The sequence below is a fragment of the Enterococcus mediterraneensis genome, assembly GCF_900604485.1.
GTDB classification, from domain to species: domain Bacteria; phylum Bacillota; class Bacilli; order Lactobacillales; family Enterococcaceae; genus Enterococcus_C; species Enterococcus_C mediterraneensis.
This window is the reverse complement of the sequence record NZ_UWOP01000001.1, coordinates 1,463,624-1,488,698: the sequence shown is the minus strand read 5'-3', so window position 1 is coordinate 1,488,698 and position 25,075 is coordinate 1,463,624. Positions and strand designations below refer to the sequence as shown.

20 protein-coding genes are annotated in these 25,075 nt (G+C 43.1%); 2 read left to right on the top strand and 18 right to left on the bottom strand.

Annotated elements, in window-relative coordinates; translation table 11 throughout:
• Positions 1–117: 117 nt before the first annotated feature.
• From ftsY to EFB00_RS07215, 14 genes are all read right to left on the bottom strand, one after another.
• Positions 118–1,128 (bottom strand): signal recognition particle-docking protein FtsY, encoded by a 1,011-nt coding sequence (ftsY, locus tag EFB00_RS07280; RefSeq protein ID WP_122646189.1) that lies wholly within the window; start codon positions 1,126–1,128, stop codon positions 118–120.
• Complete coding sequence (locus EFB00_RS07275) at positions 1,128–1,949, bottom strand: Cof-type HAD-IIB family hydrolase (protein ID WP_122646188.1); 822 nt, start codon at positions 1,947–1,949, stop codon at positions 1,128–1,130. The genes ftsY and EFB00_RS07275 overlap by 1 nt, the downstream gene beginning before the upstream one ends.
• On the bottom strand, positions 1,950–5,537 hold the full coding sequence (smc, locus tag EFB00_RS07270) for a chromosome segregation protein SMC (RefSeq protein WP_122646187.1): 3,588 nt from the start codon (positions 5,535–5,537) through the stop codon (positions 1,950–1,952).
• Between the two features lie 21 nt (positions 5,538–5,558).
• Entirely contained in the window at positions 5,559–6,248 is a 690-nt protein-coding gene (gene rnc, locus EFB00_RS07265; protein ID WP_122646186.1) for a ribonuclease III, read from the bottom strand.
• Positions 6,249–6,436: 188 nt separating this feature from the next.
• Positions 6,437–8,215, bottom strand: a complete 1,779-nt coding sequence (locus EFB00_RS07260; RefSeq protein ID WP_122646185.1) for an oligopeptide ABC transporter substrate-binding protein — start codon at positions 8,213–8,215, stop codon at positions 6,437–6,439.
• 22 nt (positions 8,216–8,237) lie between these two features.
• The gene (locus EFB00_RS07255; RefSeq protein ID WP_122646184.1) at positions 8,238–9,155 is read right to left on the bottom strand and encodes an ABC transporter permease; all 918 of its coding nucleotides are present in this window, start codon (positions 9,153–9,155) and stop codon (positions 8,238–8,240) included.
• Between the two features lie 15 nt (positions 9,156–9,170).
• The gene (gene opp4B, locus EFB00_RS07250) at positions 9,171–10,127 is read right to left on the bottom strand and encodes an oligopeptide ABC transporter permease (RefSeq protein ID WP_122646183.1); all 957 of its coding nucleotides are present in this window, start codon (positions 10,125–10,127) and stop codon (positions 9,171–9,173) included.
• Between the two features lies 1 nt (position 10,128).
• Entirely contained in the window at positions 10,129–11,073 is a 945-nt protein-coding gene (locus EFB00_RS07245; protein WP_122646182.1) for an ABC transporter ATP-binding protein, read from the bottom strand.
• Positions 11,074–12,078: an ABC transporter ATP-binding protein gene (locus EFB00_RS07240; protein WP_122646181.1), complete on the bottom strand. Its 1,005-nt coding sequence runs from the start codon at positions 12,076–12,078 to the stop codon at positions 11,074–11,076. It lies immediately after the preceding gene.
• 262 nt (positions 12,079–12,340) lie between these two features.
• Positions 12,341–12,583, bottom strand: a complete 243-nt coding sequence (gene acpP, locus EFB00_RS07235; RefSeq protein ID WP_122647064.1) for an acyl carrier protein — start codon at positions 12,581–12,583, stop codon at positions 12,341–12,343.
• Between the two features lie 135 nt (positions 12,584–12,718).
• Positions 12,719–13,717, bottom strand: a complete 999-nt coding sequence (plsX, locus tag EFB00_RS07230) for a phosphate acyltransferase PlsX (protein ID WP_122647063.1) — start codon at positions 13,715–13,717, stop codon at positions 12,719–12,721.
• A gap of 53 nt (positions 13,718–13,770) precedes the next feature.
• Positions 13,771–15,801: an ATP-dependent DNA helicase RecG gene (gene recG, locus EFB00_RS07225; protein ID WP_122646180.1), complete on the bottom strand. Its 2,031-nt coding sequence runs from the start codon at positions 15,799–15,801 to the stop codon at positions 13,771–13,773.
• Positions 15,802–15,920: 119 nt separating this feature from the next.
• Positions 15,921–17,597 (bottom strand): DAK2 domain-containing protein, encoded by a 1,677-nt coding sequence (locus EFB00_RS07220; RefSeq protein WP_122646179.1) that lies wholly within the window; start codon positions 17,595–17,597, stop codon positions 15,921–15,923.
• 45 nt (positions 17,598–17,642) lie between these two features.
• A complete protein-coding gene (locus EFB00_RS07215; RefSeq protein WP_122646178.1) occupies positions 17,643–18,005 on the bottom strand; it encodes an Asp23/Gls24 family envelope stress response protein in 363 nt (120 codons plus the stop codon).
• A gap of 259 nt (positions 18,006–18,264) precedes the next feature.
• Between EFB00_RS07215 and rpmB the strand changes: the two genes are divergently transcribed.
• Both rpmB and EFB00_RS07205 read left to right on the top strand, forming a co-directional pair.
• Complete coding sequence (gene rpmB, locus EFB00_RS07210; protein ID WP_122646177.1) at positions 18,265–18,453, top strand: 50S ribosomal protein L28; 189 nt, start codon at positions 18,265–18,267, stop codon at positions 18,451–18,453.
• A gap of 393 nt (positions 18,454–18,846) precedes the next feature.
• Complete coding sequence (locus tag EFB00_RS07205; protein ID WP_338133839.1) at positions 18,847–21,444, top strand: YfhO family protein; 2,598 nt, start codon at positions 18,847–18,849, stop codon at positions 21,442–21,444.
• A 48-nt stretch (positions 21,445–21,492) separates the two neighbouring features.
• Here EFB00_RS07205 and truA read toward each other — a convergent pair whose 3' ends face one another.
• The 4 genes from truA to EFB00_RS07185 form a co-directional block, all read right to left on the bottom strand.
• Positions 21,493–22,251 carry a tRNA pseudouridine(38-40) synthase TruA gene (gene truA, locus EFB00_RS07200; RefSeq protein ID WP_122646176.1) on the bottom strand — a complete coding sequence of 253 codons (759 nt, stop codon included), beginning with the start codon at positions 22,249–22,251 and terminating at the stop codon, positions 21,493–21,495.
• Positions 22,252–22,459: 208 nt separating this feature from the next.
• Positions 22,460–23,257, bottom strand: a complete 798-nt coding sequence (locus EFB00_RS07195) for an energy-coupling factor transporter transmembrane component T family protein (protein WP_122646175.1) — start codon at positions 23,255–23,257, stop codon at positions 22,460–22,462.
• Positions 23,247–24,113, bottom strand: a complete 867-nt coding sequence (locus EFB00_RS07190) for an energy-coupling factor ABC transporter ATP-binding protein (protein WP_122646174.1) — start codon at positions 24,111–24,113, stop codon at positions 23,247–23,249. Before EFB00_RS07190 ends, EFB00_RS07195 begins: the two co-directional genes overlap by 11 nt.
• Positions 24,089–24,928 (bottom strand): energy-coupling factor ABC transporter ATP-binding protein, encoded by an 840-nt coding sequence (locus EFB00_RS07185; RefSeq protein ID WP_122646173.1) that lies wholly within the window; start codon positions 24,926–24,928, stop codon positions 24,089–24,091. The genes EFB00_RS07190 and EFB00_RS07185 overlap by 25 nt, the downstream gene beginning before the upstream one ends.
• Positions 24,929–25,075 lie beyond the last annotated feature (147 nt).

The window sequence follows — 25,075 nt, the reverse complement described above, 5'->3', positions numbered from 1 at the left end:
TATTCCCTTGCAAATCCAAATCTCAGAATCTGTATAAAAGAAAAGACCCGCAAAAGTCAGTTAACTTTCCTGACTTTTGCGAGTCGTATCAATCGATATCGTGTATTCATGATTGCATCAATCGTTTTCTGATTTCAGCAGTCCTTTGAACAGACCTACGACAAAATCATTCGGATCAAACATTTCCAGATCATCGATCCCTTCGCCTAATCCTACTAGTTTTACCGGCAGATGCAGCTCGTTGCGGATCGCTAAAACGATCCCGCCTTTTGCAGTCCCGTCTAACTTAGTTAAGACAAGACCGGTGACATTGGTTGTTTCTTTGAATTGCTTCGCTTGGACCATGGCATTTTGTCCGGTTGTAGCATCTAAGACCAATAATACCTCATGGGGCGCTTCTGGGACTTCCCGTTGGATGACCCGTTTGATTTTTTCTAATTCATTCATCAGATTGACTTTGTTTTGCAACCGACCAGCAGTATCTACCAGTAAAATGTCAGCTTGCTGTTCTTTTGCTTTTTTCAACGCGTCAAAAACGACTGCCGCCGGATCACTGCCGGCTTTGCCGCGAACGACTTCAACATCCGCCCGCTCACCCCAGACCACTAACTGATCAATGGCGCCGGCCCGGAAGGTATCGGCTGCTGCCAACAGGACTTTCTTGCCTTCTTGTTTGTACTGATGAGCCAATTTCCCGATGCTGGTAGTCTTTCCGACACCATTGACTCCGACAAAGAGCATGACTGTCAATCCTTCAGGCTGGATGTTCAGCTCATTGACTTCATTGATCCCTTCTGCTTCATAAAGATCCACTAACTTTTCAATAATCGCGTTTTGTACTTCCGCTGGTTTTTTCGCATTGCGCAATTTGACTTCTTGCCGCAACGCTTCACTGATCTTGATAGCTGTATCAAAGCCCACGTCAGCGCCGATCAACGTTTCTTCCAACTCTTCGAAAAAGTCTTCATCAACTGTTCTGAAGTTGGCAAATAGTTCATTCATCCGTTCGCCGAATGTTTTGCGGGTCTTTTCCAAGCCTTTGTCATACTTTTCCTGTACTTCAACAGTTTCGGTCTCTTGCGCTGTTTCGCCGGTAAAAGCCTTTTTGATCTTATCAAAAAATCCCATTATATCCCTCCTTGATTCAATACGTAGTTTTCGATCACTTGTGCGACACCGTCTGCTTCGTTGGACAATGTCACGATATCCGCCGCAGATTTAACCAAGTCGATGGCATTTTCCATCGCCACCCCGATCCCGGCATATTCGATCATAGGCAGATCGTTTTCTTCATCTCCGATCCCCATGACTTCTTCTTGTTTGATTCCCAGATCTTTTGCTAACAAAGAAATGCCATAAGCTTTTGTGATCCCTTTTGGCATAAATTCCAACAAGTTATTGCGAGTCTTGATGACTTCGTAATTTTCCCGGAAAACTGCCGGAATCTTTTTGATCTGTTCATCTAAAAATTCCTGATCGTAAGCGATGACTGCTTTGTTGTACAGGAGATCTTCCGTCAATTCCTCGATCATAAATGGCCGACAATCCAGTAATGGATTCAACGAACCATAAATAGACAGGTGATTGTTGGAAGTAGGCAAATTCAGCACGATCTCATCCGATAAAACATCCAGTGACAGATCCAGCTCTTTTGCCAGACCAATCAGATTATGGACATCCGCTAATTGCAATGCCGCTTTTTCCATCACTTCGCCGGTATCGTTTTTTTGAACCAAGCCGCCGTTAAAAGTGATGCTGTAATCCCCCGCATCTTTAAGATCCAATTCCTCTAAATACGGACGGATCGCCCGCAATGGACGACCTGTGCAGATGACGATCTTGATGCCGGCAGCTTTGGCTTTTTTCAAAACAGTTTTGTTTCTTTCAGAGATTTTTTTCTCATTGTTCAATAATGTGCCGTCTAAATCTATGGCAATCAATTTAATCAACTAACTCACTCCTTTTTGTTGGATCTTACCGCCTTCGTTGACTTCTTCCAGTCGTACAGAAACGATACGGGAAACGCCGGATTCCTGCATGGTCACCCCATAGAGGACATTGGCGGCTTCCATCGTTCCTTTGCGGTGAGTCACAACGATAAATTGTGTATCATTTTGGAAATCATTCAAATAGCGGCCAAAACGATTGACGTTGGCTTCATCCAACGCTGCTTCCACTTCATCCAGCACACAAAATGGTACTGGTCGAACTTGAATGATAGAAAACAGCAATGCGATCGCCGTCAATGCTCGTTCGCCGCCGGAAAGCAGACTCAGATTCTGCAATTTTTTTCCGGGGGGTTGAGCTTCGATCTCGATTCCTGTATTTAATAGATCGGTGGGATCCGTCAGAAACAATTCTGCCCGGCCGCCGCCAAACATATTAGGAAATACTTCTTTGAACTTTTTGCGGATCGCTTCAAAAACTTCAGAAAACCGCATTTTGACTTCTTCGTCCATCTCAGACATCGTATCAAACAGCTGTGTTTTCGCTGCCAATAGATCATCCCGCTGACCTGTCAAAAAGTCGTACCGCTCTGAGACTTGCTGGTACTGTTCGATGGCGTTCAAATTCACCGGACCTAAACCTTCGATAGTTTTCTTGTAGTTTTGGATCTCTTGTTTGATGACCGCTTTTTCCTGCTCCGGATCGACCGGATAGCTGGCTGACGCCGCTTCAAAGGTCAAACTGTATTCTTCCTGCAGATAATGCAATAAGTTATCCAGAAGGACATCCGCACGATTTTTTTCCACTTCGGTTTGCGTTTTTTGGGAAAGCATGCGTTTTTGCTGTTGATAGTAACTGCTGATCTGTTCATCAGCTTCATTGATTTTCATTTGGAGAGCTTGACGTTCTTGGCGTTTTTCCGCCAGCTCCCGCTGGATCTCTTCACGTTTTTCAGCTAGAGAATCAACTTGCTTTTGCAATGATTCTTCCGTGACTTCGTGCGTAGAAAAGTCCATCGACAAAGCGCTTAGCTGTCTTTCGAGAGTCTCTTTCTTGGCGGTATTTTCTGCCATTGCGGCTTCGTTAGCTACTAATTGCTGCCGCAGATGTGCCGCCTGTTCTTTTGTTACCGCCAATTCAGCTTGCAGCTGTGCCAATTTCTGGCTGGTTTCAAGACGTTTTTCTTCGATCACATCTTCTTGAGCGCTGATCTGCTGGATCTCGCGGTTGATTGCTTCCCGCTCTGCCTCTACTTCTTTTTGCTTTTGCAGATAATCTGTTTTTTGTTCTTCATATTCCGCCAAGAATAGTTGGATCTCGCGATTTTCAAAGGCAAAAACCTTTTGTTCTTTTTCTAAACGAGCCAATTCATTTCGCAGATTCTGAGCTTGATTTTCCAATTCCTGCTCTTTCAAACGGGCTGCTTCACCTTTGCTTCGCAACTGCTCCAACGCCGCTTGGTTTTCATTAGCGCTTTTTTCAAAGCGCTGCACTTGTTTTTCCGTTGTTTGGAGACGTTGCTCTAAGATTACCGCTTGTTCTTTCAGCGTCTGCAACTCATTGGATTGAGCAAACAGGCTGCCTTGTCCTTTTTTCGTCGCTCCGCCGGTCATCGAACCGCCGGGATTCATCACATCGCCGTCTAATGAGACTACTCGATAGCGATAGTGGACCGCCTTTGCCAGTGCATTGGCGCTGGCCAAGTCTTCAGCAATCAGCACACTTCCCAACAGGTTTTCAAAAATAGCTCGCAGCTCTTCTGAATACTGGACCAGCTGACTAGCAACACCAAGATAGCCGGACACACCGGCAGCTTGATTTTCTACTGCCGCTGATATTTTTCGGGATTGGATGGTAGTCAACGGCAAGAATGTTGCTCGTCCACCCCGCTGTTCTTTCAAGAAAGTAATGCCGTTGCGGGCATCTTTTTCTGATTCTACAACGATGTGCTGTGCGGCGCCTCCCAAAGCTGTTTCGACAGCCAGCGTATAAGCGCTGGGTACTTCAATCAACTCAGCGACAGCCCCTACGATTCCGGAAAGCTGTTCTTTATGTTGCAAAACAAAGCGTACACCTTGATAAAAACCAGTGTAATTGTCTTGGATCTCCTGCAGACTCTTTTGTTTGGCGCGGGTTTGCTGGAGCTGATTCATCAACTGGTACATCTTTTTCTGCTCATCAGTAAACTGTTGCTGGTTTTGTTTCGTGGTTTCTTGCAACTGCAAATAACTGCTGCGCTGTTCTTTCAATACCTGTTTGGCTGTCTGTAATGCTGCTGCGTTTTCTTGCTGTTGTTGAGTTACACGGGTGATTTCTGTTTCCAGATTTTCTTGGTTTTTGATTGCTTGTTGATTTTTAGCGGTCTCTTGCAGATATTGTCGTTCCAGATGCTTCAGTTCATTGCCGATATTGGCGTGCTCCTGCATCTTTTCGACATATTGTCCCCGCAATTCTTCTACGACTTCTTTTGTTGATTTCTGATATTTTGTGAATTCCGCCTGCATTACCATGATCTGTTCATCTAGTTGCTGGATCTCACGGTTTTTCTGAGAAAGCAGATGGATCAAATCGTTTTTATCCTGCGCTAATTGTTGAGACCGTTCTTGATTTTCAGTCAGTGCGGTTTGATATTCTTGAGAGCTTTGCTGAGTATGCTTGGAACGCTCTTGTAAGACTTCCCGCTGCCCTTCTGCCTGTTTCAGTGCTTCTGTCAGGCGCAGCAGCTGTTGATTGGCATCTTCCAGCCAATCGTCCAGCTGCGCTCTTTGCTGACGGTGGCGTTGGAGCTGTGTCTCGCCGCTTTTTAATACCCTAGTCAACTCTGACAACTGTTGAACCATCAGTTCCAATTCTCTAGCCGCGCGTTCCCAGTTGTCTTTGTTTGCTTTGATTTCTGAAACTGTGTATGCCACATCGACTTTGGTCAGTGATTCCTTGACCCGCAAGAATTCTTTAGCAGTCCGACTTTGCTCTTCCAGCGGAACCATCTGTTCTTCTAATTCATAAATGATATCTTGGACACGGCTCAGATTGTCCTCTGTTTCAAAAAGTTTTTGTTCCGCCTTTTTCTTCCGCTGTTTGTATTTCAGCACACCAGCGGCTTCTTCAAAGATCCCGCGCCGGTCTTCCGGTTTGCTGCTGAAGATCGCTTCTACTTTTCCTTGAGAGATGATGGAAAAGGATTCTTTCCCTAATCCGGAATCCATAAACAGATCCTGGATATCCTTCAAACGACAATGTTGTTTATTGATAAAAAAGTCGCTTTCACCGGTACGCCGCAAGCGCCGCGTCACACTGATCTCTGTATAATCCATCGGCAGATAATGATCGCTATTATCTAAAATCACAGTAACTTCCGCGATATTCAGAGGTTTGCGGGAGTCAGAACCGGCAAAAATAATATCCGGCATCTTTCCTCCTCGCAGACTTTTGGCAGACTGTTCTCCCAACACCCAGCGAATCGCTTCTGTGATATTGCTTTTTCCGCTGCCATTCGGTCCGACAACTGCTGTTACACTGTTTTCAAAATCGATAGCCGTTCGATCAGCGAAGGATTTGAACCCAGCGATTTCAATTCGCTTTAAATGCACGAAAGTTTCCTGCTCCCTTCATTACTTTTCAAGATGAGCCAATGCTTTTGCGGCAGCATCTTGTTCTGCTAATTTCTTTGATTTTCCCTGACCTTGTCCGATCAGTTTTCCGTCACAATACACTTCCGTACCAAAAATACGTTCATGGGCAGGACCTTCTTCAAAAATCAGCCGATAATCGATCACGACATCCCCTGACTTTTGAAGAACTTCTTGCAATCGGGTTTTATAATCCATCTCATGTGAAAAAGCACCCGCTTGTACTTTAGGAAAAACGACATGGGTCAAGAATTTCTCCACAGCTTCCAATCCTTGATCCAGATACAACGCACCTAAAAAGGCTTCAAATAGATCACAAAGAAGCGATGGCCGTGTCCGCCCGCCGGATCGTTCTTCTCCTTTACCTAACTTGATGGATCGGTCAAAATGACATTCTTGAGCAAACTGCGCCAGACTTTCCTCCCGTACGATAGCTGCTCGCAATTTCGTCAATTTTCCTTCTGGTAAAGGCAGCTCCCGATAAAGATATTGGGAGACTAACAGTTCCAATACAGCGTCACCTAAAAATTCTAAACGCTCGTTATCTGACAAGTGCAGATGACGATGCTCATTCACATAAGATGAATGGGTAAAAGCCTGTTCCAATAAATTGACATCGTGAAAAACGATGCCGAATTTTTCTTTTAATTCTGTTGTCAACTGATTATCCATGAATCACAGTCCTTTGATTTTTATTCGACACGCTCTTATTATACTGGTTTTTTACTGTTTAGGAAATGTTTCAAAGAAGAAAACGCGGGACTAAAGGAAATCTTTCCTTTCGCTGTTAGTTTTCTCTCATTGAATCAAAAAAAGAGCCGCACCTCTTACAAGGAGCGGCTCTTACTAATTAACAATGATTAACGATCTTCTGAAGATACGCCAACAGTTGCCCACACATTGTGGTCAATGTCGTATGCCCAATCCCAGCCAGTTACACGTTCTGAAATTGGTAAGACTTCGTTACGATAAAGAGTTGGGATAACAAAAGCTTCTTCATAGGCATATTCTTGCCATTTATCAAAGGCTTCTTTCCGTTTGTCTTCATCAAATGAAGCTTTAGAATCGATTTCTTGCAACAGTTTTGTATTTTCATCAGACTCGAAACGAGTGTAGTTGAATGCGGAGTTTGGTCCGTATAATCCAGTTGGTGAAGGATCAGAACCTGTTCCCCATGCGCCTTGGTAAACGTCGATTTCAGGATCATCATTTTCCAATTTGTCATAGAATGCTTGGAAGTCGATTAGACGGCCAGTTGTGTATTGTACATCCAAACCGATTTTTTTCCATTGTTGTACATAGTAGTCAGCTAATGGTTGTGCTGTTTCACCACCGGACATTGAAGCAAAGTTGATGGTCAATTTGTTGCCGTCTTTGTCTTCTCTCAAACCATCGTCGTCGGTATCTTTATAACCAGCGTCATCTAACAATTTGTTTGCTTTATCAAGATCTTGGGTATATCCCTTCATCTTGCTATTATGCAATGTACCGAATACAGGCGGAATCAATGTCGTCGCATTGCTGCGCAGACCATTGTAGAATTTGTTTCCTACAGCGTCATTATCTACCGCATACCCCATTGCTTGGCGCAATGATTTGTCGGCCATTTTTGAATTAGGATCGTATTCTACTTTTCCTTCGTCACTATTCCATTTACCTAATTTGAACCCTAGGTAAGTGTAAGATTGTTCTGGACGACCTAACATTTCATAGCCTTCGACATCTTTGTAAGATGCGTATGAGTCAGTCGGCATTGATAATGCCAAGTCATATTGTTTTGCTTTCAAAGCTTCTGTGATCGATGCAGATGGAACGGCTTTAAAGACGATCTTAGAAAGTTTTGGTTTTCCTCCATAGTAGTATTCATTTGGCGCGTATTCAACGGATTCGCCTTTAACGATATTCTTCATGTAGTAAGGACCAAATGAGATTGGGTTTTTACGTACAGCATCACTTGATTCCATATCTTTGACTTCGATTCCTTCAAAGGCATGTTTTGGTAATGCATTACCCCAAACACCACCGCCGAGTTGCATCATACCAGGATGAACTTCTTTGTATTGGATCTTAACAGTTCGATCATTTTCTTTTGTGATCCCAGAGATGGTGTCAGATTTGCCTGCGTGGTAGTCTTCCATCCCAACGATATTCGTGAAGTTGTTGTCGTAACGGATACCAGTGTAATCTTTGTGCCCGATCACTTCATAAGAGAAGATCACGTCATCAGCTGTTACATCTTTGCCGTCTGACCATTTCAAATTGTCACGTAATGTGATCGTTGCTGTGTTGTTATCTTCATCTAATTTTAGATTCGCTGCTCCGCCATCTACGATCTTAAAGTCAGAATCGCTCAAGAACAGTGATTCAACACTTGGTAACATGAATTGTGCATCGTAGTTATCTTGATAAAACTCTTGTTGGAACAATCCTTGGAATTGTGTATCCATCACGACTGCGACATCCAATGTTCCGCCATCGATCGCATCTTTATCATTTGAAACTTTTAAAGGCATTTTACTAGCGTCTTCTGTTTCAGTCGCTTTATTACCAGAGGAATCAGTTCCTCCATTCCCGCCGCCGCATGCTGCTAATAACGTTACAGATGCCAAAGCGACTACACCAAAAATCTTTTTCTTCATCCTATATCCTCCTCTAAAATGATTAACCTAGTCGTTGACGAGCATCGGCTGAACGCTTGAATGCTTGACCAACATAATTAATACACAACATCAATACCAAAATCAGTAAGGATGCTGGCAACCAGATCCATTGTTTATTTACCAGTACGTCCCCGTTGCTGGCAAAGCCAATCAATGTTCCTAAACTTGGTACATTGGCAGGCAACCCGAAACCTAAGAAGGTCAGAGTCGTTTCGATCCCAATATTTGCTGCAAAGTTCATAGTCAAGTTGGTAATGATCAATGAACTTAAGTTGGGCATGATTTCCCGGAACATGATTTTAAAATCACCAGTTCCCAGTGTCTTTGAAGCTGAAACATAGTCACGACGGCCTTCAGATAAGGTCTTGCTTCGGAACAGCCGCGCTTTTCCTACCCAATAAAAGGCACTCATGATCCAAATAAAGGACCACACATTGTATCGTGGAATAATAGAAACAAATACGATAATGATCAGCATGATCGGCAAGATCATAACGAAATCAACGATACGCATCAAAATGTTGTCGATCATCCCGCCATAATAGCCGGAAATGATCCCCAAGCCTACCCCAACGATCGAAGTAATGATCGTAATAGTAAAACCGATCAAAATCGAATTACGGGCACCGATGATCAATTGTCCCCAAACATCGCGGCCACCCTCATCTGCTCCTAAGAGAAACTTGACGCCATCCATAGAAACTGCGCCTGGTTGCGCGTATTTATCTAAAATGCTGACGTACATCACTTTGTCTTGATCGATCACAAGAGACGCGATAAAAACAAAGAGCAATACTGCAACAAGTATAATCAGTGAAAAGATCGCTAATTTGTCTTTCAGAAACTCACGAACGATCATTTGAAATCCCATAGGCGGGATGCTTTCTTGCTTTAATACTTCATCTTTTTTTTCAGCCATTTGCTTATCCCTCCCCTATTGAATTCTGATCCGTGGATCAACGATACTCATGATGATATCTGATAGCAGTGTCCCGATCAATGTCGCGATACCCAAAATCAGTACAAGGGAAGTGATCACGGCGTAATCCCGCTGAATGATGCTGTCAATAAACAATTTCCCGACACCTGGATAAGCAAAGATCTGCTCGATGACCACCGAACCGGCAATCAAAGAAGTGATCTCGTAACCCATTTGAGACGCGATCGGTAAAGATGCGTTACGGAAAATGTGGCGTGAAAATACTTTGTTGGTCGGTACCCCTTTTGAACGAGCGGTACGAACAAAATCCAATGATTTCGAATCGATCACTTCACTGCGCAGATACTGGATCGTAACGGCAGTCGCTAGAAAGGCTTGGGTGATCCCTGGAAGGATCAAGTGATAGACCCGACTCCAAAACTCTCCCATCCCAGATACTCCTGTTTCTACAGAGCCGCTGGTTGGGAACCAGCCTAAACGGTAACCGAAAACAAACAGCATGATCAAAGCGAAAATGAACAATGGTACAGCAAAACTGAAGAAGTTGTAAACAACAACCACTTTATCCAACCAAGAGTTTTGGTAACGACCTGCCAACATTCCTAAAGGCACAGCGATCAAATATGTAATGATTACTGTCAGTAAGGACAACCACAGCGTATTGCTGATCCGTCCCGCCAATAAATTCGCAACCGGTAATTTATAAATAAAGCTGCGGCCGAAATCGCCATGCAGCGCATTGCCGATCCAGCGGAAATATTGAGTATACCATGGGTCATTCAAACCAGCTGCTTCCCGCAATTGTGCGATAACGGCTGGATCTTGGTTTGGATTGATCAATCCGGTAAAAGGATCCCCAGGCATCATTTTTGCTAAAATGAAAATCAAAATACTTAAAATAATTACTTGAGGGATCATCAATAGCAAACGGCGCAAAATTGTTTTCCACATATTAGTTGGCCCCCCCATCTTTTAATGCGACTTGGTGTGTGTCGGTTATTTTGCGTAAATCATAGACACGACCAGTGTTGTCGTAATATTCATTCTGACGGCGAATGTACTCTTCTTCGACCCGACGACGTTCTTCTTTGTGGGCCTCACGATTCGGTACATCAATCTGCGGAATCGCAGAAAGCAGGCGCTTGGTATAAATGTGGCGTGGATCATTGTAAATATCTTCCCGGGTGCCGATTTCAACGAAACGTCCTTTGTACATGATGGCAATATTGTCACACATGTGTTTTACGACCCCTAAATCATGGGAAATAAATAAATAGCTTAATCCGTATTCTTGTTGGATCCGTTTCATGAAGTTCAATACTTGGGCTTGAACGGATAAGTCCAAAGCTGAGACTGGTTCATCCGCCACGATCAATTTAGGATTGGTCGCTACTGCTCGAGCTACCCCTAAACGCTGACGCTGACCGCCTGAGAATTCGTGAGGATACTTATACAAAGCATCTCCCGGCATCCCAACGATATCTAACAATTCTCTGACCCGTTTTTTCTCTTCCTGATCGCTTAAACGTTCAAAGTTGCGCAACGGTTCAGCAATGATGTCGATCACCCGTTTTTTAGGATTTAAACTGGACATAGAATCTTGAAAGATCATTTGAACATCTTTGTTATAATTCATTTTTTTACGATTGGCGCGTTTGGTAACGTCTTGACCATTAAAGACGATTTCGCCGCTGGTCACTTTTTCCAATCCTACGATTGCTTTTCCGGTAGTAGATTTTCCCGATCCGGATTCACCAACAAGTCCGTAAGTTTTCCCTTTTTCAATCACAAAATCGACACCGTCAACGGCGTAAACATAGTCTGTGACCCGATTGAAAAAACCGCTGCGAATTGGATAGTGGATTTTCAGATCTTTGATTGTGATTAATTCTGACATTTACACTTCTCCTTCGTCTCTAAAATGGAAATGTTGATAGCACGTACAACGCACAAGATGGTCTGGCGCTACTTCATGAAGAACTGGATTTTCTTCATGGTCGCTTTCCGGGATCCAAGGAATACGCGGTGCAAACCGGCAGCCAGTCCGCGGCATATTTTTTAATGAAGGAACGATACCTTCGATAACATGCAGCTCGTCATTTTCCGAGTCATCTTGCGGGATCGAATTAAGCAATGAACGTGTATAGGGATGTTTAGGATTAGCAAACAGCTCTTCTGCTGATGCAACTTCAACAAATTGTCCCGCGTACATCACTGCCACGCGATCCGCCATTTCTGCCACGACACCTAAGTCATGGGTGATCAAGATGATTCCAGTCTGTGTTTCAGCCTGAAGATCTTTTAATAGATCAAGGATCTGTGCTTGGATCGTCACGTCCAAAGCTGTCGTTGGTTCATCAGCGATCACGATCGGCGGCTTACATGCAATAGCGATAGCGATGATCACCCGTTGCCGCATCCCGCCGGATAATTCATGAGGATATTGACGGCCGACCCGAGCAGGATTTGGAATCCCTACTTGCTCTAACAGTTCGAGCGCCCGTGATTGACGTTGCTCCGGTGTCATATCGGTATGATAAGACAAGCCTTCTTTGATCTGGTCTTCGATCCGCATCAATGGATTCAGTGCCGACAATGGATCTTGGAAGATCATGCCGATATCGTTCCCGCGGATTTTATTGTAAAGCGTTTCATTTAAGTTCGACAAGTTTAAATCTTTGTATAGGATCTCACCTGTGATTTTAGTGTTGTTTGGATCATGCAACCCCATGATCGTAGTAGCTAGTGTACTTTTTCCGCAACCAGATTCTCCCACGATCGCTAAAATCTCATTGCGCTCCAATGTGAATGAAACGCCGTCTACTGCGTCATAATATTCGTCTTTGATACGAAAGCCTGTATGCAGGTTTTGAACTTCTAGCAATTGATTATCTCCTGACAATCGAATACCCCTCTCTGCCTCGGATGAAGTTTTTCACTGAAAATTTATTCGAAAAGCTTTCCGTTTATTTGCCCATTGGTTTCTTAATCCCATGTAATATATTTTTAATAATTATATAGAAAGCTCAGTCAAAAAGCAAGTGCATTCTTAAAAAAAGCAGAATTTTCAGAATAATTTCCGTACATTTTCACTCGTTGTTTACGTGTTATTTATGAGTAAAAAAAAACGCGCCTAATCAGAGCGTTCTAATTAGGCGAAAAGGTTAAGCTAAATGGCTTGCAATATAGTCAACTGCTCCGCCAACAGTTTCGATCTGTTCAGCATCTTCATCTGAAATCTCAGTGCCGAACTCGTCTTCTAATTCTAATACAAATTCCATCACGCTGATAGAATCCGCGTTCAAGTCATCTTTAATACTCATTTCATCGGTAACTTTATCCGCGTCGACATCAAAATGATTAGCGATCACGGTGGCTATTTTCTTAAATACTTCTTCACGTGTCAATTGCATTCACCTCCACGCTTTTGACCAAAGTTGAAAAGTTAGCTAACATAAATTCTACGTCTTTCTGTAGTATTTGTCTAGACTTTTTTTCACTAATATTACAAAAATTTCATTAAAGTTTCGAATAAAAATACACTATTCTTCTGTTTTTTCATAATGATCGACTAATTGCCCAACGACATTGGTTTCCAGCATCGTATGGATTTGATGGATCGTGTGGGCGACCGCATCAGGTCCTGTAGCTCCATGGGTCTTGATCACTGGCGCTTTCAAGCCAAATAAAACAGCTCCGCCATGTTTGGAGTAGTCTAATTCGTTTTTCAATCCCCGCAATGAGTCTTTCAGCAATGCTGCACCGAATTTTCCTTTGATACCGGCAGTCATGATGGAATCTTTCAGAAGAGCCATCAAGTTCAATGCCGTGCCTTCGATAGATTTCAAAACAGCGTTGCCGGTAAAACCATCTGTCACTACAACATCCGCCGCACCGGTCAATAATTCCCGAGCTTCTACATTGCCGATAAAATGGATACTTGGTTCGTTTTTCAAAAGTTCAAAAGCTTTTTTCGTCAGTTCGCTGCCTTTTGTTTCTTCTGTGCCGTTGTTCAGCAAACCCACCCGCGGTTTTTCCACTCCGCGAACATTTTTGGCATAAAACGAGCCTAAAATTCCGTATTGCAGCAAATGTTCTGCTTTATTTTCCGCATTAGCACCCAGATCCAGCATATCAAATCCGCTGTCTTTGCCCATCACCGGCAATGTCGACATCAATCCAGGACGTTCGATCCCTTTGATCCGGCCAACGATAAACAGCCCTGCGGCTAACAGTGCGCCGGTATTCCCTGCCGAAAAGACGGCATCCGCTTCTCCGTTTTTCACAGCTTGTGCCGCCAAAACCATTGAAGCAGTTTTCTTTTTACGAATAGCTCTGACGGGTTCGTCGTCACTATTGATTTTTTCATCAGTATGGATAATTTTCACATTGGTGTCATCGGTAACGTATTTTTTGATTTCGCTTTCTTTTCCATAAAGCTGGAATTCGATATCCGAAAAATCTTTTTTCGCCAGCATGACACCTTCTACGATCGCTTTCGGCGCGTTGTCGCCGCCCATTGCGTCTACTGCAATTCTCATCATATTGTGTGGTACACTCCTTTCGTTGTCCTTTCCCAGTATAGCATAATTTTTCAATCAAAAAATTGATTTTCAGCGGCTTGTTTTTCGAGATATTTTGCTAACGGTGCATAATCCGGTAACAGCTGCCAGTTATCTTTTTGCCAAATGATCCGGGCTTCTTGACGAGCGACTTCTAAGATATTCGCATCCGCTACGATATCGCCTGCCATAAATTGCGGCAGACCGGATTGGCGAAAACCGAAGACTTCACCGGGACCTCTCAATTCCAGGTCCTTTTCGCTAAGCAAAAAGCCGTTGTTAGTTTCTGTCATGACTTTCATCCGTTCATTACCCATCTCGTTTTTAGGATCAGCCACTAAAATGCAATAGGAAGCATCCGCTCCTCGGCCGACCCGTCCCCGCAGTTGATGCAATTGGGCCAAACCAAAGCGTTCAGCATCCATGATCAGCATAACCGTAGCATTGGGCACATTGACACCGACTTCGATCACTGTTGTAGAAACCAATATTTGGATCTCGTTATTCTTGAATGTTTCCATAATGGCTTCTTTTTCCTGATTTTTCATTTTCCCGTGCAAGATCCCAACTTGATACTCAGGCGCAAAAAAAGTCTGCAGATGTTCATAGATCTCTACTGCGTTTTTGACATCCAGCGTTTCCGATTCTTCGATCAATGGACAAATGACATACATTTGATGGCCTCGTCCTAATTCCCGGTAGCTCCATTCTAAGACAGAATCCAGCTGAGGCGGACGGATCCAGCGAGTCTCGATGGGGATGCGCCCTGCCGGCAATTCATCAATAATGGAAACATCCATTTCTCCATAAGCTGTGATCGCCAATGTTCGCGGGATCGGTGTCGCTGTCATAAACAAGACATCTGGCCGCTGTCCTTTTTCCCGCAGTACCCGCCGCTGATTGACACCAAACCGGTGCTGTTCGTCAGTGATCACTAATCCTAGATAAGCAAAGTCCACGCCTTCTTGGATCAACGCATGGGTCCCGACGACAACATCGATCTCGCCATTAGCCAGCTGTTCTAAAATCACCTTGCGTTCTTTGGCTTTTGTAGAACCAGTCAGTAATGCTGTGCGAACTTCTAATGGATCAAAAAGCTGATTGAGACTTTCCATATGTTGTTGCGCCAAGATTTCCGTAGGGACCATCAACGCCCCTTGAAAACCGGCTGTGACTGTAGCGTACAAAGCAATTGCCGCAACGACCGTCTTGCCGCTGCCGACGTCACCTTGAAGCAGCCGCTGCATATGTTTGGGACTGCGAAGATCCGCACAGATCTCATTAGTGACCCGTTTTTGCGCCGCCGTCAATTCAAAAGGCAGTTTTTGGGTGAATTGTTTCAACCGTTGGACATCATATTGGATCGACAACCCATTGACTTCTGCTTTTTCTTGTTGTTTCAATCCTTGTACTTTTAATTGGAATAAAAAGAATTCTTCAAATATCACACGGCGCTTAGCTTGCCGATTTTCTTCCGGTGTTTCCGGAAAATGCATCGCGGTCATCGCCTGTCCGCGATCTAATAAACGGTATTTTTCCAATAGTTCTTGGGGCAGATTCTCTTGGATTTCCGAACCAAATTGTTCAAAAGCCTGTTTGATCAATTCAACCAACGTTTTTTGTTTGATTTTTTTATTGACGTGATAAATAGGAGCAAAATCCCCCTGATTCTGACTTGCGAGGATCTTCATACCGGTCAGAGCTTTTCTTTTGGCGTCCCACTTACCGTAGACCGCCAATTCTTCTCCCATCAAGACTTTATCTTTTAAATAAGGCTGATTGAAAAAAGAGACATTGAATACGGCATGATCTTGCATCATACGAAACTGCAGCCGAGACTTTTTATAGCCGAAGCGATTGACCACCGGCGCAGAAACCACGACGCCTTTGATCGTCACTTTTTCCTGGTCTTGGATCTCTGAAAGTTCCCGTTCTTGGATATCTTCATAACGAAATGGATAATAAGTCATCAGGTCTTCGACAGTCAAGATCCCCAATTCTGCCAAGTCTTGCACCCGCTTTTCCCCTACACCTTTTAAAAATTGGACGGATGTCGTCAGCATCAGATGCCCTCCTTTCACATTCAATGATTTTTCTTCTATAAAAAACAGGATGCTATCCATAACTTGTATTTGAAGTTATGGATCATCCTGTTGATACTGCTGATACAAATATTCGAAATCTATTCCGCAGAGAAAAGATAAGGATAGACAGGTTGATTTCCAGGATGGATCTCAACTTCTAATTCTTCATGAGCCTCTTCTAAAGCGGCTCCTAGTTTTTCGGCTTCTGCTTGGGTTGCTTCGTCGCCGAAAATAATCGTTACGATCTCAGTTTCATCTGAGATCATTTGATTCAATGTCGTTAAAGCCGCTTCAAACTGATCAGGGATCGAAGCTACGATCTTACCGTCGATCATTCCTAAAAAGTCGCCTTCTGTGATGGCAACCCCATCAATGGATGTGTTGCGGATAGCATGAGTCACAGAGCCGCTCACTACATGAGCCAATGATTCTGTCATCGCTGTTTCGTTTTCTTTTAGAGAAACTTGATCGTTGAACGCCAACATAGCAGTCATCCCTTGAGGAATCGTACGACTTGGCACCACAACTACCGGAACTTCCGCAACTTCCGCTGCTTGTTCGGCTGCCATGAAGATATTTTTATTATTTGGCAAAATGATCACTTGATCAGCGTTGACTTTATTGATAGCTGTCAGAATATCTTCAGTACTTGGGTTCATTGTCTGACCGCCGCTGATGATATAGTTAGCTCCTAGGCTCTTGAAAAGTTCACTCACACCTTCGCCTGCTGCTATAGCAATGATTCCATAAGGTACGCGCGGTGCTTCAGTGAAGGTTTGGACTTGTTGGTCATGCTCCAAGATCGTTTCATGTTGCAGACGCATGTTGTCTACTTTGATCTTGACTAACGAACCGAATTTTTGTCCGTAATTCATGACTTCGCCGGGATGCTCCGTATGCACATGGACCTTGATGATTTCATCGTCATTGACTACCAGTAAAGAATCACCGAGTCCGTCAAGATAATTCCGGAAAGTTTCGTAATCAAATTTGCTGTCGACAGTTGGTCCTTCGCCGATTTTCACCATGATTTCGGTACAATAGCCAAACTTGATATCTTCCGTCGCCAGATGTCCTTGGACACTGCGATGGTGCTCTGCGTTTACCATTTCATCCATCGCTGCTGGTGTAGGTTCAAATGTTTCATCTGCTTGATACTCTCCTGTCAAAGCGGCTAAAAAGCCTTCATAGATAAAGATCAATCCTTGACCGCCGCTGTCTACTACGCCGACTTCTTTTAAAACAGGAAGCAAGTCTGGAGTTTTAGCTAATGCACGTTTGCCGCCTCGCAAAACGGCATTCATTACTTCGATACAGTCATCGGTTTCTCCGGCTTTGCGTTCGCCGAATTCCGCTGCGACCCGCGCTACTGTCAAGATCGTACCTTCCACTGGTTTCATAACAGCTTTATAGGCCGTTTCTACCCCGTGGCTGAATGCTTGCGCTAATTCTTGAGCAGTCAATGTCGTTACATCTGGTATTTGTTTTGAAAAACCGCGAAACAACTGTGACAAGATCACGCCGGAATTCCCCCGGGCACCCATCAGCAGTCCTTTAGATAAAACAGCCGCTAATTCGCCGACTTTTTCAGAAGCTGAATCCGAAACAGCTTTCGCGCCGCTAGTCATAGATAAGTTCATATTGGTTCCTGTATCTCCGTCCGGAACAGGAAATACGTTTAAAGAATTGACATATTCCGCATTCGCTTGCAGACGATTGGCACCAGCCTGGACCATTTCTTGAAATTGACTCGCGCTGATATTCGTTACTCTCACTGATAATCCTCCTTCAGATCGGCTGTTCGCTAACAGCCCCGCTGCCTAGTCAGGCAGTACACGTACACCTTGAACGAACACATTTACTGAATTGGCAACAACGCCAAGCATCGTTTCAAGATTATACTTCACTTTTTCTTGCACATTTCGTGAAACTTCAGAAATTTTCGTGCCATAGCTTACAATAGTATAAACATCTACTGCAATGCCGTTTTCTTCTTGACGTACAACAACGCCTTTAGAATAATTTTCTTTTTTTAAAATCTCATTGATATTGTCTTTGATTTGTTTCTTGCTGGCCATCCCTACAATCCCAAATACATCGGTCGCTGCGCCGCCTACGACAGTCGCAATCACGTCGTTGGTAATTTCGATGGTTCCTGATGCCGTTTTAATTTTTACAGCCATGATAAGCCTCCTTAACAGACAGTGTGCCTATTTTCTACTATAACAGTTTATCACAGCTAGTCTTTAAATAAAAGGAGGATCTCCACAAGAAACCCAAAGAAGAGCATCCTTTTGCAACGTCCTATAATTTACATGTTTTCCTATAAAAAGTCAATGTTCCACAGAAAATAGACTTGCAAATCCTCCTCATTTATGATAAATTCAGTTAGTATGAGCCAAATAAGCGCTCCAACATCAAGGCAAAGGAGGAAATAGTCACATGGCAAAAGTTTGCTACTTTACAGGTCGTAAAACAAAAAGCGGAAATAATCGCTCTCACGCAATGAACGCAACAAAACGTACAGTAAAACCTAATTTACAAAAAGTTCGTGTTCTTATCGACGGAAAACCTAAAAAAGTTTGGGTGTCAGCTCGTGCTTTGAAATCAGGAAAAGTTGAGCGCGTTTAATTTACCTACTCAAACCGTTCGTATGCCGAACGGTTTTTTGTTTACCCAAAAATAACATCTCTCTTGTTATCTATAAAAAAGAGCAGGCAGTATAGATCGCTTTGATTTATACTGTCTGCTCTTTTTTATTTGCTATGTGCCACCAAAACGGTGATAAAATATGTCGGTTTATATTTAAAAAAATACCTTATTTATAAAGAGGTGTCAAGACGGTTTATATTTGTAAAAGCCTATAAACAAAGGTTTTTTATAAATTATAGAAAAAATAAATAACAAATGAATGAACAACTGATAGAAAAGGTCGGATTTTTGTTAAAGAGCCTTCCCGCCTTTTCTCTTTGTTTTAGAAATATGGTAAAATAAAAGACATTCTGAGAGAAATCTGGTGAATTTATGTTTTTAACGATCAAAGATTTTTGTAAACGACATTATCCATATATGTTAGCTAGTTTTTTTATTCCGTTTGCCGTCATGGCTTTTATCTATTTGACGATCGGTATTTTTCCGGGAAGCAGTCGCAGTATTTTGGCCAGTGACGCTTTTTCGCAATTTTCAAACTTTCATGCCAGCTTCCGCAACGCTCTGTTAGGAAAGCAAAGCTTTTTATTTACCTGGAACGCTTCGTTGGGATTGAATTATCTTTCCTTGGTTTCTTATTATGTCGGGGGATTGTTTACACCGCTAGTCTTGCTTTTTCCTAATCAAATGATGCCGGACGCCCTTTACTTTTTAACACTTTTGAAAATCGGCAGCGCCGGATTAGCCTTTTGGTTTTACGCCCAACAGACATTCCGACTCGATAAATGGCAGCATGTGACTTTGGCTGTCTTTTACAGCCTGATGTCTTTCATCACTGCTCATTCTGAGATCATTATGTGGCTGGACGCCTTCGTTTATCTGCCATTGATCATCTTGGGGATCGATCGTTTGATCAAACAGCGCAAACCGCGATTGCTGTTTATCAGCTATTTATTGTTGTTTTTGTCTAGTTTTTATATGGGCTTTATGATCGCGATCTTTTCCGCATTGTACTTTTTGGTACGGCTAATCGATAACTGGCGGCAAACCAAAAAAGCCTTTCTACCTTATACGCTGACCTCGCTTCTAGCGGGCGGCGCGTCAATGATCATTATTTTGCCTGCCGTTTTGGATCTGCATACAAACGGGGAAGAATTAAGCAAAATCACTACATTGAAAACAGAAGCCACCGATTTTTTGGACATCTTGTTGAAAAATCTGATCGGTGTTTATGACACTACAAAATACGGTTCGATCCCTTTCATTTATGTGGGACTTTTGCCATTGGCACTTTGTTTGTTTTATTTTTGTTCCAAGGCTCCGTTAAAGCAAAAATTACTTTACGGCGGTCTTTTCGGGATTTTGATTGCCAGCTTTTACCTGGTGCCCCTCAATTTATTTTGGCACGGAATGCACGCGCCTAATATGTTCTTATTCCGTTACGCCTATTTATTCTCCTTTTTAGTGATCATGCTGGCAGGATACGGTTGGGAACAAGTGGAGCAGGATCAAAAAGCTTCCAGTCGCCTGTTAGGGATCATTTTGATCCAGATGGCATTGTTCTGTCTGGCGTTTGGGATTCGTCCTACGGGAAGTTATGAATACATCAAATTCTCTTCTTTTGTATTGAGTATGTTCTTTTTGCTGTTGTATCTTTTGATCTTCGGTCTTCATCGGTTGCGGGGATTTTCAAAGACGATGTTCGTCATGCTGGTGTTGATTACCGCCTCTTTTGAGATGACAGTCAATACAAACGGAATGATTCGCGGTATTTTAAACGATTGGAATTACGCTTCTCGCAGCCTTTACAGCGATCCTTATCCTGATATCAAAAAATTGGTGGAAAAAACACAAGACGGGACTTTTTCTCGGGTAGAAAATCTGGATGGCGTTTCTGCCAACGATAGTTTCAACTATGGCTATAGCGGCGTCAGCATGTTTTCTTCGATCCGCAATCGTCATTCATCCAGCTATCTTGACCGTTTGGGATTTCGTTCGAGAGGAACCAATCTCAATATCCGCTATGCCAACAATACGTTATTGATGGACAGTTTTTTAGGCGTAAAATATAACCTCAGCAAACAACCTGTCAATAAATACGGATTTACTATGGAGGATCAGACAAAAGAGTATCAACTGTATAAAAATAAAAACGCATTGCCGCTGGCTTTTATGGCATCACCGGATCTAAATAAGATCTCCCAGCCGGCTAATGACAATCTTTCCAGTCAGACCAATCTTTTTAATGGTTTAGCGGATCTGCAGGAAACCTATTTCCATTTCCAACCGCTCTCGATTTTACAAACTGACAATACAGATATCAGTTATGATGGAATCTATACAATCTTCACCGAGCAAAAGGAAAATATCGCTAAAGATATAACATGGGAAGTAGATGTGCCTGCCCATTCACAAGCTTATCTCAGCTTGTATCCGCAAAATTTCGCCCAACTGGAAAGTTCGACTGTTACGATTTCCGTTAACGGTCAGCAACGCAAATCTCAAATCAATATCACTGGTCAATATTATGACCTCGGCTATTATGAAGAAGCGACGAAATTACAATTCACCGCAAGTTTCTATGGCACAAAAACAGTTGGTTTCCAAAACCCGCAAGTAGTGACACTGGATACTGAAGCGTACCAAACAGCTGTCGATCGTATCAAAGAACAAAGTGTTGCTCTAGACGTCGGCAAACGCAACGCTGAAGGCCGCGTGAATGCGTCAGAAGAAAAACTCTTGGTAACTACTATTCCGTACGATAAAGGCTGGCAGGCGACAATTGACGGCAAAAAAGTCCCTATCACCGCCTTCCAAGATGCGTTTGTCAGTATCAAGGTTCCTAAAGGCCAGCATACCATCGCATTTTCTTATCTGCCGCAAGGATTTTTGATCGGTACTGTTCTGTTCTTTGGCTGTATCCTGCTTTTCGGGATATTTGATTATTTCTATCAAAAATCATTAAAGAAATAAAAAAAACAGAAGCATTGAACTGCCGCAAGACAGCTCAATGCTTCTGTTTTATTCATTATCCAGTGCTTCATAGCCGACATGGACTAAATACAGCCCTTCCGGATGGGCAGTAGGTCCTGCCTGATTCCGGTCTTTTGCCGCAATGATTTTCGGGATGGAATCAGCCGGCAAGCGGCCATTACCGATTTTCAAAAGTGTTCCCACTATGATTCGGATCATTTTATATAAAAAACCATCACCTCTAAAGGTAAAGATGATTTCATCTTCGTTTGCTATTGTCATCTTCGCTTCATAAATCGTCCGGACTTTATCTTCCACTGAACTGCCGCTAGCGCAAAAAGAAGTAAAATCATGTGTTCCTAAAAAGTCCGGCAGTGCTTGCTGGATCTTTTCAAGATCCAAAGGGTATGGATAATAACTGGCATAGTGTCGACGAAACGGACTGCGCGGCTTACCGATATCCAAACGGAATTGATAGGTTTTTTCCTGGACTAGATAGCGGGCATGAAATGTCTCATCAACTATCTCCACTTCTTTGACAGCAATATCTTCCGGTGTTTGCGTATCTAACGCAAAACGCATCCGTTCCAATGGTCTCTTCTCTGGAAAATCAAAATGGATCACTTGTCCTAACGCATGGACTCTAGCATCTGTTCGTCCTGATCCTTGGACGATGATCGCCTGTCCGTTTGCCATTTTGCTTAATGTTTTTTCTAACTCCCCTTGTACCGTCCGGCCATTCAGCTGACGCTGAAACCCATTAAAATTCGTACCATCGTAGGCGATGATCGCTTTGTATCGAAACATAATGTCTCTCCTTTTAACCAAACTAGATTACAAACAAAAGAGCAGAAGATCGTCATATACTCAACCTGCTGACAAAATATCCAAACGAATTTGTGTACTTTTGCAGTACAGCAGTTCTTTACATCCCGTAATTTTACAAATACCGGTTTGTCATTTAGATATTTTGGATCAGGATTGACTTCTCAATCGCATCTTTCTGCTCCATTTTTTAATTTTTCAAAAAAATCAGTGCTGCCGTTACCGCGACAAAGACTACTACTACCCAAGTATCTCTTGCATGCCAAGCCAACTTGCGATATTTCGTCCGTCCTTCGCCGCCTGTATACCCGCGGGCTTCCATCGCTGTCGCCAGATCTTCCGCACGATTGAAGCTGCTGACGAACAGCGGGATCAACAATGGGATGACAGCTTTCATTTTTTGTACAAGGTTTCCTTCACCAAAATCCACACCGCGAGCTCGTTGCGCATTCATGATCTTTTCCGTTTCATCCATCAATGTCGGTACAAAACGCAACGCGATCGACAACATCAACGAAACTTCATGGACAGGAAAGCGAACGACTTTTAATGGACGCAAGATATACTCAATGGCATCAGACAATTCCAATGGCGCGGTCGTCAATGTCAACAGCGTCGACATGAAAATGATCAGAATGAAACGGCAGAAAATGAAGATCCCGTTCATCACTCCGAATTCAGTGATACTAAAGATTCCCCAACGCCAATACACTTCGCCGCCAGTTGTAAATAACATCTGCAGTGCGACAGTGAATAAAATCAGCCATATCAAAGGTTTAACGCCCCGAATAAAGAACTTGATAGAAACTTTTGAAAGCAAGATGCTGCCTAGGGTGAATACACCTAAAAACAGATAGCTTTGCCAATTATTCGCTAAAAAGATGATCCCGATAAAATAGAAGCTGGCGATCAACTTGACCCGCGGATCTAAGCGATGGATGATGGAATCGCCAGGAATATAACGGCCAAAAATCAGTTTATTCATCATGGGCAAAGCCTCCTTGTGCTGCGATCTCATCAGCTAATGCCGCGGCTGTAATTGGCAGTTGATCAAAATGGAAGCCTTTTTCAGCCAATTGCAATGCAAAATCCGTTGCAGTGGGTACCCCGATCTGTTTTTTTCTGGCCCATTCTACATCTTGGAAAACTTCTTGTGGTGATCCGCATTTTACCATATGACCTTTTTCTAAAATATACATATAGTCAGCATATTCAGCTACGTCATCCATTAAGTGCGTAACCAAGATGATCGTCAGATTTTTTTCTTCATGCAATCGATCGAACATCTCCATCATATCTTTACGGCCTTTAGGATCTAATCCTGCTGTCGGCTCATCCAAGACCAAGACTTCCGGTTCCATCGCTAAAACTCCAGCGATCGCTACCCGTCTCATCTGACCTCCAGACAAATCAAAGGGAGAACGGTCCAAATATTCGTCACTTAATCCCACAAGATTCAAATATTCTTTGGCAAGTTCCAATGCTTTTTCTTCAGAAACACCGAAATTCTTCGGTCCAAACGCAATATCTTTAGCAACTGTTTCTTCAAATAATTGCGCTTCAGGAAATTGGAACACGATCCCGACTTTTTTACGGATCGGTTTCAAGTTTTTATTATCAGTCGTAGGAGTGATAGTACGATCACCGATTTTTACGGTCCCTTTTGTCGGTTTCAACAGAGCATTCAGATGCTGCAATAGTGTCGATTTCCCGCTTCCTGTATGTCCAACTATGGCGGTATACGAACCTGCTTTGATATCCAGATCGATATCAAACAATGCACGCTGCTCGAAAGGGGTTTGCGGCTGATAGGTAAAGTCTACTTTTTCAAAATGGATGTCCATAGCCATTCCACCATCCTTTCTTCCGTCAGATACTCAGCCGGTACAGAAATACCTTTGGCCTTCAGCGCGGCTTTTAATTTTTCCGGAAACGGCAGATCCAATCCCAGTTCGATCAGTTTTGGCCCTGCGGAAAAGATTTTCTCCGGTGTCCCTTCATCGACTAGTTGTCCTTGACGCATCACCAAGACCCGATTGGCATTGGCCGCTTCATCGATATCATGGGTGATAGACAAAACAGTCAGGTCATTTTGTTCTTTGATCTTTTTGATCGTGGCGATCACTTCCTCACGACCTTCTGGATCCAACATGCTTGTGGCTTCATCTAAAATAATGATCCCTGGACGCAGTGCAACGATCCCGGCAATGGCTACCCGCTGCTTTTGTCCGCCAGAAAGACGCGCTGGTTCCCGTTTCATGAAATCGGTCATCCGAACTTGATCTACAGCTTCTTTTACTCGTACAAGCATCTCTTCTCGAGGAACACCTTGATTTTCCATCCCAAATGCTACATCGTCCTCAACAGTCGAACCGACAAATTGATTGTCAGGATTTTGGAAGACCATGCCAACCATTTTGCGGATATTCCAGATGTTTTCTTCATTCAATACCAGATCGCCGACTTTGACTGTGCCGGATTGCGGCAAGATCAAGCCATTGATGGTTTTCGCCAAAGTTGATTTTCCTGAACCGTTATGTCCTACGATCGCTACCCATTCACCTTTTTGGATAGTAAATGAAATATCGTTCAATGCAGGTGCTAATTCTTCAGGGTCATAGCTGAATTTAATATTTTGTACTTCAATAATCGGCTTCATACTAGCTCCTATCCCTCTCGTTATTCCTACTAAATCTATCAAAAAAACATGGAGATTTCAATCTTTCTTATCTCATTGATTTTTTTTACGCGCCATTAACTGTCATGACAGTTAATCGAGGGTAAAAAAAAAGCACTTTATGATGAG

Coding starts and splice junctions, on each gene's coding strand:
- ftsY (WP_122646189.1), bottom strand. CDS start 1,128: ATGGGATTTTTTGATAAGATCAAAAAGGCTTTTACCGGCGAAACAGCG.
- rnc (WP_122646186.1), bottom strand. CDS start 6,248: ATGGATAATCAGTTGACAACAGAATTAAAAGAAAAATTCGGCATCGTT.
- EFB00_RS07260 (WP_122646185.1), bottom strand. CDS start 8,215: ATGAAGAAAAAGATTTTTGGTGTAGTCGCTTTGGCATCTGTAACGTTA.
- EFB00_RS07255 (WP_122646184.1), bottom strand. CDS start 9,155: ATGGCTGAAAAAAAAGATGAAGTATTAAAGCAAGAAAGCATCCCGCCT.
- opp4B (WP_122646183.1), bottom strand. CDS start 10,127: ATGTGGAAAACAATTTTGCGCCGTTTGCTATTGATGATCCCTCAAGTA.
- EFB00_RS07245 (WP_122646182.1), bottom strand. CDS start 11,073: ATGTCAGAATTAATCACAATCAAAGATCTGAAAATCCACTATCCAATT.
- plsX (WP_122647063.1), bottom strand. CDS start 13,717: ATGAGAATTGCAGTAGACGCAATGGGCGGCGACAACGCGCCGAAAGCG.
- recG (WP_122646180.1), bottom strand. CDS start 15,801: ATGCTGACGACATCCGTCCAATTTTTAAAAGGTGTAGGGGAAAAGCGG.
- EFB00_RS07215 (WP_122646178.1), bottom strand. CDS start 18,005: ATGGCTGTAAAAATTAAAACGGCATCAGGAACCATCGAAATTACCAAC.
- rpmB (WP_122646177.1), top strand. CDS start 18,265: ATGGCAAAAGTTTGCTACTTTACAGGTCGTAAAACAAAAAGCGGAAAT.
- EFB00_RS07205 (WP_338133839.1), top strand. CDS start 18,847: ATGTTTTTAACGATCAAAGATTTTTGTAAACGACATTATCCATATATG.
- truA (WP_122646176.1), bottom strand. CDS start 22,251: ATGTTTCGATACAAAGCGATCATCGCCTACGATGGTACGAATTTTAAT.
- EFB00_RS07195 (WP_122646175.1), bottom strand. CDS start 23,257: ATGATGAATAAACTGATTTTTGGCCGTTATATTCCTGGCGATTCCATC.
- EFB00_RS07190 (WP_122646174.1), bottom strand. CDS start 24,113: ATGGACATCCATTTTGAAAAAGTAGACTTTACCTATCAGCCGCAAACC.
- EFB00_RS07185 (WP_122646173.1), bottom strand. CDS start 24,928: ATGAAGCCGATTATTGAAGTACAAAATATTAAATTCAGCTATGACCCT.